General features: G+C 70.6%; 10 protein-coding genes. 8 read left to right on the forward strand and 2 right to left on the reverse strand.

Features of this window, described 5'->3' with window-relative positions:
* The first annotated feature begins 134 nt into the window (after nt 1–134).
* Nucleotides 135–1,433 carry an NAD(P)/FAD-dependent oxidoreductase gene (locus tag KBX50_RS32155; RefSeq protein WP_210941603.1) on the forward strand — a complete coding sequence of 433 codons (1,299 nt, stop codon included), beginning with the start codon at nt 135–137 and terminating at the stop codon, nt 1,431–1,433.
* Nucleotides 1,434–1,490: 57 nt separating this feature from the next.
* Here the strand turns inward: KBX50_RS32155 and KBX50_RS32160 are convergent, their stop codons facing one another.
* Entirely contained in the window at nt 1,491–4,181 is a 2,691-nt protein-coding gene (locus tag KBX50_RS32160; RefSeq protein WP_210941604.1) for a LuxR family transcriptional regulator, read from the reverse strand.
* 139 nt (nt 4,182–4,320) lie between these two features.
* On the opposite strand from KBX50_RS32160, the gene KBX50_RS32165 reads away from it, so the two are divergent.
* From KBX50_RS32165 to KBX50_RS32190, 6 genes are all read left to right on the forward strand, one after another.
* Nucleotides 4,321–4,992, forward strand: coding sequence for a hypothetical protein (locus tag KBX50_RS32165; RefSeq protein ID WP_210941605.1), 672 nt, complete (start codon nt 4,321–4,323; stop codon nt 4,990–4,992).
* A gap of 58 nt (nt 4,993–5,050) precedes the next feature.
* The gene (locus KBX50_RS32170) at nt 5,051–5,620 is read left to right on the forward strand and encodes an SdpA family antimicrobial peptide system protein (RefSeq protein ID WP_210941606.1); all 570 of its coding nucleotides are present in this window, start codon (nt 5,051–5,053) and stop codon (nt 5,618–5,620) included.
* Nucleotides 5,614–6,636 (forward strand): sporulation-delaying protein SdpB family protein, encoded by a 1,023-nt coding sequence (locus tag KBX50_RS32175; protein WP_210941607.1) that lies wholly within the window; start codon nt 5,614–5,616, stop codon nt 6,634–6,636. Before KBX50_RS32170 ends, KBX50_RS32175 begins: the two co-directional genes overlap by 7 nt.
* A 210-nt stretch (nt 6,637–6,846) precedes the next feature.
* A complete protein-coding gene (locus KBX50_RS32180; protein WP_210941608.1) occupies nt 6,847–8,136 on the forward strand; it encodes a GAF domain-containing protein in 1,290 nt (429 codons plus the stop codon).
* Between the two features lie 186 nt (nt 8,137–8,322).
* Nucleotides 8,323–8,739, forward strand: coding sequence for a hypothetical protein (locus KBX50_RS32185; protein WP_093408461.1), 417 nt, complete (start codon nt 8,323–8,325; stop codon nt 8,737–8,739).
* A 37-nt stretch (nt 8,740–8,776) separates the two neighbouring features.
* Entirely contained in the window at nt 8,777–9,778 is a 1,002-nt protein-coding gene (locus KBX50_RS32190; protein ID WP_210941609.1) for a polyprenyl synthetase family protein, read from the forward strand.
* Between the two features lie 38 nt (nt 9,779–9,816).
* Here KBX50_RS32190 and KBX50_RS32195 read toward each other — a convergent pair whose 3' ends face one another.
* The gene (locus KBX50_RS32195; protein ID WP_210941610.1) at nt 9,817–10,881 is read right to left on the reverse strand and encodes a LacI family DNA-binding transcriptional regulator; all 1,065 of its coding nucleotides are present in this window, start codon (nt 10,879–10,881) and stop codon (nt 9,817–9,819) included.
* A 484-nt stretch (nt 10,882–11,365) separates the two neighbouring features.
* Between KBX50_RS32195 and KBX50_RS32200 the strand changes: the two genes are divergently transcribed.
* Nucleotides 11,366–13,468, forward strand: coding sequence for a cellulase family glycosylhydrolase (locus KBX50_RS32200; RefSeq protein WP_247674860.1), 2,103 nt, complete (start codon nt 11,366–11,368; stop codon nt 13,466–13,468).
* The last annotated feature ends 53 nt before the right edge of the window (nt 13,469–13,521 follow it).

Below are 13,521 nucleotides of genomic sequence, written 5' to 3' on the forward strand. Positions count from 1 at the left end.
GCGGCCGGGGCGTCCAGAACAGCGAGGCGGCCATTCCTCCCGAGCCATCGCAGGGCAACCCGTCATCAGCCACACCTCGCCGTCCTGGGCATCCAGGGCTCCAACCCCAGACACTTCAACCCTAAGGACCCATCATGGCCCGACCCAGGATCGTCATCATCGGCGCGGGTTTCGCCGGTTTTCACGCCGCACGCCGCCTGACCCGCATCTCGCGCGGTGCCGCCGACGTGGTGTTGGTCAACCCGACCGACTATTTCCTCTACCTGCCGCTGCTGCCCGAGGTTTCCGGTGGGGTGCTCGACCCGCGTCGGGTCACCGTGCCGCTGGCCGACACCCTGCCCGGAGTGCAGGTGGTGCTCGGCGAGGTCGATGGCATCGACGTCGACGGCCGCGCCGTCTCCTACGTGGACCCCGAGGGGCGCACCGGTCGGTTGCCCTACCACCGCCTGGTCCTCGCCGCGGGCAGCGTCAACAAGCTGCTGCCGATCCCCGGCGTCGCCGACCACGCTCACGGCTTCCGCGGCATCCCCGAGGCGCTGCACCTACGGGAACGGCTGATCCAGCAGATCGAGCTGGCCGACGCCACCGACGACCCGGCCGAGCGGGAAGCGCGCTGCACCTTTGTGGTCGTCGGCGCCGGCTACACCGGCACCGAGGTAGCCGCACAGGGCCAACTCTTCACCGACGAGATAGTCCACCGCCACCCGCGGCTCGACGGGATCCGGCCGCGCTGGCTGCTGCTGGACACCGCCGACCGGGTCCTGCCCGGCCTCGCCGAACGCATGTCGGCCGTCGCCGGGCGCGTGCTGCGCCAGCGCGGGATCGAGGTGTGCCTGGGTACGTCCGTCACCGAGGCCACCGCCGACGGGGTCCACCTCTCCGACGGCCGTTTCGTGGCGTCCCGCACCCTGGTGTGGTGCGTCGGCGTACGACCCGACCCACTCGTCGAGGCCACCGGTCTGCCCACCACCAAGGGACGGATCACCGTGGACGAGCACCTGGCCGTGCCCGGTCATCCCGAGATCCTCGCCTGCGGCGACGCCGCCGCCGTGCCCGACCACGCCCGCCCCGGTGAGATCACCCCGATGACCGCCCAGCACGCCGTCCGGCAGGGCCGCCTCGCCGCCGACAACATCGCCGCCTCGTACGGTGTCGGCAGGCTTCGCCCGTACCGGCACCGCGACCTCGGCTTCGTGGTCGATCTCGGCGGCTGGCAGGCCACCGCGAACCCCTTGCACGTGCCGCTGTCCGGCCTGCCGGCCCGGGTCGTGGCCCGCGGCTACCACCTGCTGTCGCTGCCCGCGAACCGCGCCCGCACCGCCGCCGACTGGATCTTCGCCGCGGTCGGTTCACGGCCAAGCGTCCAACTCGGCCTCGTGCCCGGCGCCGCCGTGCCGCTGGACACCGCGGCCCCGGAACTGATTCGCCGCTGATGCCGCCTGCGGGCACCGTGGCTCGTCACGTCGGCGGGCGGTCGACTGGGACAGGTATCACCCGGTCCCCGGGGTGCCGCCCGGCGGCACCGCCCCACCCCCGTCGCGAAGCAGAGCGGCCAGGGCGGCCCGCGAGCTGACCCCCAACTTGCGGTACACCCTGGTCAGGTGAGCCTCGACGGTCCGCTCGGTCACGTAGAGCCGCATCGCGACGGCGCGGTTGGTGAGGCCCTCGGCGACCAGGGCGGCGACCCGCCTCTCGGCCTGGGTGAGATCGGGTCCGGTGACCACGGCCCAGCGCCGCTGTCCGGCCCCGTGTCTGCGCTGGGCGTTCACCACCTGCTGGCGTAGCCACGCGGAGGGCGTGCGTTCGGCGATCACCCGGGCGAGGTGAATGTGATTCCGGGCGGCACCGGATTCGCGTAAGGCGTCGAGACAGCCGGCCACCATGAGGTGGGCCTCCCCGAGCGACAGGTCGGCCTGCCGATCGGTGAAGAGTCGGATGGATTCCTGGGCGGCTGCCAGCGCGCCGACGGGGTCCCGGCGGGCGAGCAGCACCTGTGCGGTGGCCAGGCGTGCCTCGGCCCGCCGGATCTCCAGGCCGAGCGCGGCGGCGGCGGCCTCAGCCCGCTGGGACCAGGCGTACGCCTCGTCGGGCAGGCCACCGGCGACCAGAAACTCGGCGTGCCCGGCGAGCCACTTGGGCTGAAGATCCCGTCGGCGGAGCTGTCCCCGGCCGGGCTGCACCAGCGTGCCGGTCAGGTGTCGCGCCTCGGTGTGCCGGCCCTGGGCGAACCGGATGTGGGACAGGACCGCCAGCGCGGTGTCGTGCAGCGCCGGTTCGTGCCGAGCCTCCTGGACGGCTTCCTCACCGACCGGGGCGGCGGCCTGCGGGCCAGCGCGCCAGAGCAGCGCCATCGCCCGGTAGGTCAACGCGATCGTCACCGCCCGCCGGGCACCGACCGAGCGTCCGGCCCGTTCCGCCTCGATCGCCACACTTATCGCTTCGTCGAGTCGACCGCTGCCGGCGGCGATCCGCGCCTGACCTGCGAGAAGTCCGGGCAGCACGTGCGCCTGGCCGTGTTCCCGGGCCAGCGCCACCGCCCGGGTGACGTGGCGCAGGGCGTCAGCCTTCTCCAGCACGACGCCCTGCACCCAGGCCAGCCATTCGGGGACGTCGAGGCAGCCGGCGAGAGCGCGATCCGACATGGCGTCGACGAGTGCCTCGGCGGCGCGCAACTCGTCGGCGGCTATGTCGGTGGACCCGTGTGCGGCAGCGCGGGCGGCGAGGGTGGTCCGGGCCACCGCCACCAACGGTGGGTCCGTCTCCGCTCCGATCGCCGCCTGGATTTCGGTGACCAGCGGGCCCAGCTCGCCCCACCGGCCGTCCCTGGCGGCGAGTCTGCCCTGCGCCACGGACAGCCGGGGTCGTAGCCGCCGCACCGTCGTGGTGTGCTCCCGCGCCAGCCTGGCCCGCACCGGGACGTTGGGTCCGAGCCGGTCTGCCAGTTCGGCGCGCAGGACAGTCGCGGCGAGCCGGGTGTCGGGACCAGGCAACGTGTCGAGTGACGCCTGCGCAAGACCGAGCGCATCGGTGAGATCGCCGGATGCGGCCGTTGCCCGGGCCCTGGTCAGCAGCGCGTCACCGAGCGCCACCGGATCGTCCGGCGGGGCCAGGGTGACCGCGAGGCGACTCAGCCGGGCCGCCAAGGGCGGGTCGAGGGTCACCAGCTCCCGGGCGATCTCATGGACACGGGCGAACCGGGAGGCGGTCGCGCCGGCCCGCAGCAGGTGCCAACCGCAGGTACGCGGGTCGGCGCGGCGCTGGCGCAGTGCCGCGTCGGCCCGCAGGTGCGCCCCGGCCCGCCAACCGGCGGGCGCATCCTGGTAGGCCGCAGCCCGGACCAGGGCGTGCCGCGGGCGCAGGATGATGTCGTCGGCCGCGTACCGGAGCAGATCCATGCGGACCAGCTGGTCCAGCGCCTCGACGGTCGCCGTGCACCGGAGCTGGCCGACCTCTGCCACCAAACCAGGGTCGGCCACCTCGCCGAGCACGGCCACGGTGTGCAGGATCCGCCGGGTCGGCTCGTCCGCCAGGTCGATCTCCGGGCCGAGGAGCCCTGCCAGGCAGCGGGACGAGCCGAGTTCCACGACCCGTTCGAGCACGAGGATGCCGTCTGCGTCGACCAGTTCCGGGTGAGCGCCGAGGACGGCGAGCAGACCGGGCAGTCGTTCACCGGCGGCCGCCAGCGTCGCACGCCGGGTCGCCGGCAGTACGCGCGGAAGCAGCGCTTCCGCCGCCGCTTCGGGGAGCGCGCCCAGTGGCACGGCCAGTTGTCGTATCCCCGCGCCGGTGCCCGTGACCAGGCGGAGCAGGCCTCGGGGCGCCTGCCGCGGCCGGTAGGCGCAGAGCACCGCCAGCCGTCCGGGGGGTGGCGCGTCGACAAGCAGGTGCCGCAGCGCGGCCAGCGCCGGTTCGGCCCGGTGGGCGTCGTCGAGGACAGCGACGACGGGCCTGACCCGACTGAGTCGACCGAGCCGGGCGAGAGCTGCGGGCGTCCACCGGTGGGCGGCCAGGTCGACATGGAACACGCTCGGCAGTTGACGGAGCAGGTGGGTCAGGAAGGCGGTCTTGCCGGCACCGGGATCACCGGTGATCTCGACGATCGTCGGCTGCCTCGGCACGAGCGCGGCCAGGCCGGTGCGGACCGCAGCGAACTCCTCGTCCCGACCCACCAACATGGACATTCGCTCACGATAGGTGATCCGGACGGGTGATCTACGTAAGGGCTTTCCCCAATGCTCCTGTCGGTACCGGCCCGCGAACATGTGCCGGGTCCCGCCGCCTGGCGGGACTCCCAGCACAGGCGAGGGTGAGGAGAACTGAGTGCCCAGAAATCGATGGCGCCGACTGATGGCGCCGGCGCTCGTGATGTCGTTGGTGGTGTCCGGGATCGCGGGGCAGGGCGTGGCCAGCGCCCGACCGACCGAGGACCGGACCCCGGCAACCGTGGCGACGACGCCGACCGTGGGTACGACGGCGGACGGCGCGGCGCTGATGCGTGGTGTCTTCTTCCTGCAGGGCGAGGTGGGCCAGAAACTGGAGCGCCTGCCGTACGTCTTCATGGACGCCGAGAACCTGCGCAAGAACCGGTCTGCCGAGGCGGTGCAGGCGGTGACCCGGCTGATCGAGGAGGCCGAGGCGGACCGGCCCGGACTGCTCGCCAGCTTCTCCACCGGCATGCGCAGCGGCGATCCGTACCAGGTCGAGACCGCGCTTACCGAAGCCGGCTCGGCGTTGGAGGCGGCGTTGGGAGATCGGCCGATCCTGTTCAGCGATGAAGGTGAAGAGGGCACCGACACGGCGGTCATGGTGGAAACCACCATCGCGGTGGTGAACGTCGGAACCGTCGCGGTTTCCCTGGCCGTGGCGGTCACGGTGGCCGCCGTATTCGTTGTGGTGGCGCTCCTCGACAGCCGGGAGCGGCCCCTGGGCGGCCGCGACCTGGAGACCGAACGGCTCATGGCCCTGTTCGCCACCGAGCTGCGCACCATCTGAACCGGTGCGGGTGGGACTTCCGTGCCCACCCGCGCCCCTTCTTCCGTGAGGAGATGACATGGCGGACAACCGGAACCAGGTGGTCGTATCCCGCCGCCCGGTGTTCTGGATCGGGCTGCTGGTGGGCCTGGTCGCCCTGTTCGACCTGCAGACGTTCCTACCGGGCAACGCGGTCACGCTGCCCGGCCAGCAGCAGGCCGCCCCGGTGTTCCGGAAGCTACTGCCGCAGGGGTGGGCGTTCTTCACCAAGTCGCCCCGCTCCCCCGACCTCTCCGTCCACGCGATCCGCCCCGACGGTCGGTTGGACGACATCACCACCGACGCGTACGCCGAGCCGCGGTACGCCTTCGGGCTCGACCGGTCGGCCCGCGCGCAGGCCACCGAACTGGCCCTGGTGGTTTCCCGGATCCCCGGATCGGTCTGGCAGCAGTGCCGGCAACCGACAGACGCCTGCCTCGTCGAGGCGATGTCGAAGCCGGCCACACCGGTCCGCAGCGGTGACGACACGCCCTCGGTCTGCGGCCCGGTCGTCATCGCCCGTACCGAGCCGGTGCCGTGGGCGTACCGGGACCTGGTCGCCGGCGAGTTCCGGTACACCCACGTCGTTCGCTTGGAGGTGTCATGCTGACCAGCCGCCCGTCGAGCATTTCCGTTGCGGTGCCCTGGGGGTCCTGGCTGGGGCTCGCCCGTACGCTGCTCGCCACCGCGACCGCCGCGACACTTGTGTTCACTGACGCCGACGCGCTGTTCACGCCACTTCTCGGCCGGGGACCCGGACCACACTGCACCGGCCTGTCCGACATCGGCGCCTTCTGTCTGGCCGGACCGGAGCACGCGGACCTGGTGCGATGGGCATGCGTCGCGGTACTGCTGGTGGTGGCGAGCGGGTGGCGACCCCGGTTCACCGCCCTGCCGCACTGGTGGATCGCCTTCAGCGTGAGCACCAGCGTGTCCATCCCGGACGGCGGCGAGCAGGTCAACCAGGTACTCACCCTGCTGCTGGTACCGGTCCTGCTGGCCGACCCCCGCCGCTGGCACTGGCAGCCGTCGCCCCCGGGGGACCGGGTGGTGCGCCCCGGCGGTCGGGGCATGGTGCTGGTCGCCACGGCGGTCGTCCTGCTCTTCGCGATCCGCCTCCAGGTCGCCGGCATCTACTTCCAGGCGTCGGTGGCCAAGCTCAGCAAGGCGGAGTGGGCCGACGGCACCGTGATGTACTACTGGCTCAACCATCACAGCTTCGGCGCCCCCGGCTGGTTGCAACCGGTGACGGACGCCCTGGTGAACCAGCCGGTGTCGGTCGCCCTGCTGACCTGGACTCCGCTGGCGATCGAGTTCGCCCTGGCCGTCAGCCTGCTGCTGCGTCCGGCCGTACGGTGGTGGCTGCTGCCGTTCGGTGTGCTGCTGCACGTCGGCATCGCGGTGCTGATGGGGTTGTGGAGCTTCTCGCTGGCCATGATGGCCGCCCAGGTGCTGCTGCTCGTGCCGATGGGGGCGAACCTGCCCGGCTCCTGGCGGGCGGTCCGGGACCTGGTCGGTCGTCGAGGTGCCCAGCAGCCGGGCGAGGGTGCACCGGGCGCGGTTGCGGAGTCGACCGAGCGGCCGAAGGAGGACGAACCGGTGCTGGCGGGCCAGCTGTCGCACTGAACACGCGGTGTCCGTACGACGAGGGCGAGCCCGGGTCGGCTGCCGGCTCGCCCGCACCGATGCGCCGGCTGCATCGCTGCCGGACGCATCGACTGCCGGTACGCTGCATCGGCGGCCTCAGCCCGTTCCCGCGTGCTGTAGCCACCGTCATCCGGTGGGCCAACCACCCATCGATCTCCCGCACGGGCAGCTGAAAGGTGAACCGACACCATGACGGCGGTACCAGGTGACCTGCCCACTGCTGCGGATCCGGCGAGCACCGGTCAAGCGGCGGAGGACCTACGGACGCTGTTCGGGCAGTCCATTGCCGTCTTCGCCGCACTGGCGGGGCCGGAGCACCTGGTGGAGGCGGCCAACCCGGCGTTCTTCGCCGCCATCGGCGAGCAACGGGCCCGCACCGGCGTACCGCTCGTGGAGGTGATGCCCGAGTTGGCAGCTCAGGGCTTCATCGCCCTGCTGGACGAGGTCTACCGCACGGGTGAGCCCTACACCGGCCGGGACGTCCGGGTCGTGCTGGGCACCGAGCCGCACGCGCGGGAGGCGTACTTCGACTTCACCTACGAGCCGCGCCGCGACGCCGACGGCCGCGTGGTCGGCATCGGTGTGATCGGCGTGGAGACCACCCAGGTCAAGCAGGCCCAACGGCTGATGGCCGAGCACCACGCCCTGCTGGAGCAGATCGCCCGTCAGGCACCGTTGACCGAGGTGCTCGACGGGATGGCGCGCAGTATCGAAAATCTCGCGCCGCAGGAGATACTCGTCTCCGTACTGCTCGCCGACCCCGATGGTCGGCACCTGCGGCACGGTGCCGCGCCCAGCCTGCCGGACTTCTACAACCAGGCCATCGACGGGATCGCCACCGGTGAGGGCGTCGGATCCTGCGGCACCGCCGCGCACCGGCGGGAGTCGGTGATCGTCACCGACATCGCCGCCGATCCGTTCTGGGCGGACTTCCGCGACCTGGCCGGGCGGGCCGGACTGGCCGCCTGCTGGTCCACGCCGATCCTGGCCCGTGACGGCAGCTTGCTGGGCACGTTCGCCATGTACCACCGCACCCCGCGCGTGCCGCAGGACACCGATCTGGCTCTCGCCCGGATCTTCGCCGGCACTGCGGCGCTGGCCATCGAGCGCCACCACATCGAGCAGGCGAAACTCGCCGCCGAGGCGCGCGCCAAGGCAGCCCACGACGAACTCGCCAAGGCGGTACGCGCGGAGCGGGGACTTCGTGCCGAGGCCGAGCAGCGGGCCGCCGCCGCCGCGGAACTCAATGCCCAGATGCGGGCCGCCGCAGCCGCGCAGGCCGCCTCGCCGCACCCGGAGACCTGCCAACTCGGCGGCGCCGAAGCGTGCACCGCACCGGCCGAGATCAAGATCGCCGACTCGTGGGGCGACTCGGCGTGGGGCTGTCCCCGCCATGTCGAGGAGGCCATCCTCAACGTACGGGCGGTCTTCATCGCCAGCGAGGAACTCGGCGGCCTGGCCGCCTACCTCAACCGCTGACCCGCCGTTCTGCGACCCTCGTCATCGAAGGTCACCTACCGGCGGTCGGGTCGCTGCTCGCGGTGGCCACGATCGATGTGGTCCTTTGCGCTGGCCACGGGCCCTGCACGCCTTGTCATATCACCGTGAGTCACCATCTCGACACACCTCTACCCGGTCGGGCGGCGGGTCACCAACACTCCTCTCATGGAGAGCAGTGGGCGTGAGCGCAGTGACGAGCGTTTTGAGAAGGTGGCCGAGGAGACCTCCGAGACGGTGACCCATGCGGCCAGCGTGCTGGAGGAGGAACTCGCGGCGGGCATCGCCAGCGCGCGGCGGCTGGAGGAGAGGCTGAGCGCCGACCGCAGGGTGGACCCGGAGGCGTTCGACGAGCTGGTGACGCGGGTCCGCACCGATGGGCACGCACTGATCGACACCGTGGTCGCGCAGTTGAAGACCTCCGACGACCGGCGTGGTGAGGTCATCCGCCGGTACACGTCGGACGCGCACGACGCCCTCGACGGCGTGCTCAACCTCGCGCGGCTGGTGCCGGACATGGCGAACGGGCTGGTCGACCGGCTCAAGCCGGAGGCCACGCAGCAGCCCGCGCCCTCGGACCGGTAGCCGGACCACCGGCGTGGCCGGCGGTCATGTCACGCAGATGCTGGAGCGCTATCGCTCTCTCGCGATCGACGCGCTCCTCGCTGGCGTGCCGTCGGGCGGCCCGCATTACCTCTACGACCTGGTGAGCGAGTACCCGCGGCGTTGGGGCAAGGGGCTGCGTGCCGCCCTCTGCCTCGCGGCCTGCCGAACTTTCGGCGGCACGCTGTCGGTGGGACTCAACGCCGCGGTGACCGTGGAACTGTTTCACAACGCGTTCCTCATTCATGACGACATCCAGGACGAGAGCGAGCAGCGGCGCGGAGCAGAGACCCTGCACGGCGAGTACGGGGTCGGTGTCGCACTCAACGTGGGGAACATGACGAACCTGCTCGCGTTGCAGCGGCTCGCCGCCAACCGCCGGGCTCTCGGCTCGGGGATCGCGTGGCGGCTGTTCGAAGAGACCCAACTCATGCTGCGTCACTCGCTGGAGGGGCAGGCGATCGAGGTCGGCTGGATCAGGGACAACGTCTGCGACCTCGACGCGGACGACTACTACCGGATGTGTCTGAAGAAGACCTCGTGGTACACCTGCATCTACCCGTGCCGTACCGGCATCCTGGTCGCCACCGGTCAGCATGACGCGGTCGACGTCCTCGACCGCTACGGCTGGTACCTGGGTGCCGCATTCCAGATCCAGGACGACGCGCTCAACCTCGTCGGGGACTTCGCCCGGTACGGCAAGGAGATCGCGGGCGACCTCTGGGAGGGCAAGCGGACGCTGATCCTCATCGACTTCATGCGGCGGTGCACCGGGGACGAACGCGAGCGGCTCGTCGCGTTCCTGCGCCGGACCCGGGCGCAGCGCACGGCGGCTGAGGTGCGTTGGTTGCACGGGCGGCTGCTCGCCTACGACTGTGTCGAGTCCGCCCGACGCAGCGCCCGTGACCTGGCCGCCGCCGCATTTCGGGAAGGACAGCGGGCGTTGGGACCGGCAGCCGAGACCGAGGACGGACGATTCCTGCTCGGCCTACCCGAGTACGTCGTGGAGCGCAGCCGGTGACGATCGGAAGGCCGTTGGTCCCAGCGGAGCTCAGTTACTCAACCTGACGTCCCTGGCGGTGCCGTGCTCTGGCGAATCTTGAGGGTGGTGCCCAACTCCAGGCCGACCTGCGACGCCCGCTCCCCACGACCGAGCGCTAGTGCCAGCTCGGTGGCGGTGACGGCCATCTCGGTCAGCGGCTGGTGGACGGTGGTCAACGGCGGATCGACCAGGTCCGCCAGGGGCAGATCGTCGAAGCCCACCACGCTCAGGTCACTCGGGATACGCATCCCCAACCGTCGTGCCGCGTGGTAGACGCCGAGCGCCTGCAGGTCGTTGGCCGCGAAGATCGCCGTCGGGCGGTCGGGGCGGTTCAGCAGGTCGAGCGCGGCCGTCTCGCCACCTTCCCGGGACAGTTCGGCCCGAACGATCAGGTCGCCGCTCAGGCCGGCGCCGTCGCACGCGGCACGATAACCGTCAAGCCGGGCCCGGCAGCACAGGATCCCTTCGGGCGCGGCGATCATCGCGATCCGCCGGTGGCCCAGTCCGATCAGGTGGCGGGCCGCGGACCGACCTCCGGCCCAGTTCGTCGCTCCCACGAAGGGAACATCGTCCGGCAGCTCGACAGTGGGGTCGAAGACCACGAACGGGATACCACGAGCGCGAAGCTGGTTGCGCTGCTCGTCATCCAACTGCGCCACCGTCACGAGGCAGTCCGGGCGACGGGAGAGAGTGTCGTCGATCCAGTAGCGGATCGCGCTGCGCTGTGGGCCGAACTCCGTCAGGATGACGCCCACACCGTGCTGCCGGGCGACGCGCTCCACCCCACGGATGATCTGCACGCCCCACATGTCCTCGATCTCGTCGAAGACGAGTTCCATCATGTTGGACCGGGCGGCCGGCGACGACCTGCGATAGCCGTGTTGGTTGATCGCGGCCTCGACGCGCGCCCGGGTCTGTGCCGCCACACCGGACCGGCCATTGATGACCTTGGAGACGGTTGGCACCGAGACACCGGCGGACTCGGCGATGGCGGCGATCGTCACCGGTCGCAACGGATCGCCGAGCTGCGGCTCCAGGTCAACGGGCTGCTCGCTCGACTCGGCGCGCGTCAACCTGGCCACCTTCTCACCGATCCCTAGTGGCCGCGGGGCCCGCGTCGGCCATCGCCGAGCGGCCGATGGCCGCTACACCGTTCAGGGCGCAAGGATAACCGTTCATCCGGCGTCGGGGTTGACGCCGCCGGGCGCACCACGCCGGCATTGCCCCGGACCCGAGGCAGTCGCACGGCGCACTCATTGACGTCGATCGAAGAAAGTTGTAACGTCTCGCCCGGAAACTTTCTAGGATTTGAGATCGAAAGTTTCCTCGTGGGAGTTCCAGGGCTCGTCGCGGACGTCAGGGCAGCGTCCGCATATCCCCTCACCCTTCGTTGCGCGCGGCCGGGCACCAATCGGTACGTCAATCGCCGCGCATCCCCGGCCGTGACGGCTGAAGGCCCGAGTCTTCGTACGCCAAGCCCTGTGCTGGTAGCCCGTCCGCCGAAAAGCACGAACCGGCGGAACGGCCGGTCCACGACACGGGCGCCACTATGGCGAGGAGTTGCTGATGAGTTCGCAGAACAGACGAAGGACCCCCTGGCGGGCCGGCATGGTCGCCGGTGCGGTGGCCGCGCTGATGATGGCGGGAACGATGGTGACCGGCAGCGCCCAGGCTGCGGCCGGCTGTCGGGTGGCGTACGACGTCTCGTCCCAGTGGCCGGGCGGTTTCACCGCCAACGTGAACGTGACAAATCTCGGTGACCCGGTCAACGGCTGGGAACTGGCATGGACGTTCCCCTCCGGCCAGCGGGTGACCCATGCCTGGAACGCGACGGTCGCCGCGTCGGGCAACCAGGTCACCGCGACGAACATGAGCTACAACGCCGCCGTGGCCACGAACGCCACGGTCTCGTTCGGCTTCAACGGATCCTGGACGGGTAGCAACACCGCGCCGACCTCGTTCACGTTGAACGGGGTCCCGTGCACCGGGAATGTCGGTCCCTCACCGACGCCCAGCATCTCCCCGACCCTCTCCCCCACCACCTCACCCACGGTCTCGCCGACGGTGACCCCGCCGGCGGGCAACCGGATGCAGATGGTGGCGGCGATGCAGCCCGGCTGGAACCTGGGCAACACCCTCGACGCCATTCCCGACGAGACCGCCTGGGGCAACCCGCTGACCACCCGGGAGATGCTGCGCCACATCAGGTCACAGGGCTACAAGAGCATCCGGCTGCCGATCACGTGGAGCAACCACCACGGGCCGGCGCCGGACTACACCATCGACCCGGCCTGGCTGAACCGCGTCCGCGAGATCGTCGACTGGTCCCTGGCGGAGGACCTCTACGTAATGATCAACCTGCATCACGACTCGTGGCAATGGATCAACGCCTACCCCACCGACCGTACGAACGTGATGAGTCGGTACGAGGCACTGTGGAGCCAACTCGCCGACACGTTCCGCGGCCACTCGTCGAAGCTGGTGTTCGAGAGCATCAACGAGCCCCAGTTCACCGGCACGTCCTCCGACGCCGAGAGCGACCAGGTCCTGCACGAGCTGAATCTGGCATTCGTCCGCCTGGTACGCCAGACCGGTGGAAACAACGCCACCCGCCTGCTGGTGCTGCCCACCTTGCACACAAGCGGTGAGCAGGCCCGAATGGACGCGTTGCTGACCACGTTCGACGAGCTTGACGACCCCCACCTCGTCGCCACCATCCACTTCTACGGCTGGTGGCCGTTCAGCGTCAACATCGCCGGCGGCACCCGCTACGACAGCAACGTCGAGCAGGACATCATCGGCACCTTCGACCGGGCGTACGACACGTTCGTGTCCCGCGACATCCCGGTGATCATCGGCGAGTGGGCCCTGCTCAGCTACGACTACACCCGGCCGGGCATCATCCAACGGGGCGAACTGCTGAAGTTCTTCGAGGCCGTCGGCCACCACGCCCGCATCCGGAATCTCACCACCATGTTGTGGGACGCGGGTTCGTTCCTGCACCGGCCTGAGCTGCGCTGGCGGGACCAGGGCATATACGAGTTGATGATGGCGAACCTGACCACCCGCTCCGCCACCGCTTCCACCGATCAGGTCTACGTACCCCGCACCGGCGACATCACCAGCAGGTCGCTCACCCTCAACCTGAACGGCGCCTCGTTCCAGAGCCTCTGGCACGGCAGCACCCGACTGACCAGCGGCACCGACTACTCCGTCTCCGGCAGCACCCTCACGCTGACCCGGGCGGCCGTCACCCGGTTGGCCGGCAACCGGGCCACCGGCGTCAACGCCACAATCGAGGCCCGCTTCTCGCAGGGCGTGCCGTGGCGGATCAGCATCATCAGCTACGACCCGCCCGCCCAGACCGCAGCCACCGGCACGACCAGCGGGTTCACCATCCCCACCCAGTTCCGCGGTGACCAGCTCGCCACCATGGAAGCCGAGTACGCCGACGGCAGCGCCGCCGGACCGGCCAACTGGACCACGTACAAGGAGTTCTGGAGCAGCTTCCGGCCCGACTACAGCGCCAACACCATCCTCTTGACGCCCGAGTTCTTCGCCGAGGTCAACGACGGCGCCGTCACCCTCACCTTCCACTTCTGGAGCGGCACGCAAATCACGTACCGCCTGACGAAGTCCGGCAGCTCGATCACCGGCGGCCCGGCCTGACCCTTGCGCGGCGTGGGCCGGGGGGGCAACCCGCCCCCGCGCCCGCGCGGGAC

This window comes from Micromonospora sp. C51 (assembly GCF_018070435.1).
GTDB lineage: Bacteria > Actinomycetota > Actinomycetes > Mycobacteriales > Micromonosporaceae > Micromonospora > Micromonospora sediminimaris.

Bases quoted from the DNA above. Each gene is read 5' to 3' on its own strand.
- KBX50_RS32155 (WP_210941603.1), top strand. From the start codon at position 135: ATGGCCCGACCCAGGATCGTCATCATCGGCGCGGGTTTCGCCGGTTTT.
- KBX50_RS32160 (WP_210941604.1), bottom strand. From the start codon at position 4,181: ATGTCCATGTTGGTGGGTCGGGACGAGGAGTTCGCTGCGGTCCGCACC.
- KBX50_RS32170 (WP_210941606.1), top strand. From the start codon at position 5,051: ATGGCGGACAACCGGAACCAGGTGGTCGTATCCCGCCGCCCGGTGTTC.
- KBX50_RS32175 (WP_210941607.1), top strand. From the start codon at position 5,614: ATGCTGACCAGCCGCCCGTCGAGCATTTCCGTTGCGGTGCCCTGGGGG.
- KBX50_RS32180 (WP_210941608.1), top strand. From the start codon at position 6,847: ATGACGGCGGTACCAGGTGACCTGCCCACTGCTGCGGATCCGGCGAGC.
- KBX50_RS32185 (WP_093408461.1), top strand. From the start codon at position 8,323: ATGGAGAGCAGTGGGCGTGAGCGCAGTGACGAGCGTTTTGAGAAGGTG.
- KBX50_RS32190 (WP_210941609.1), top strand. From the start codon at position 8,777: ATGCTGGAGCGCTATCGCTCTCTCGCGATCGACGCGCTCCTCGCTGGC.
- KBX50_RS32200 (WP_247674860.1), top strand. From the start codon at position 11,366: ATGAGTTCGCAGAACAGACGAAGGACCCCCTGGCGGGCCGGCATGGTC.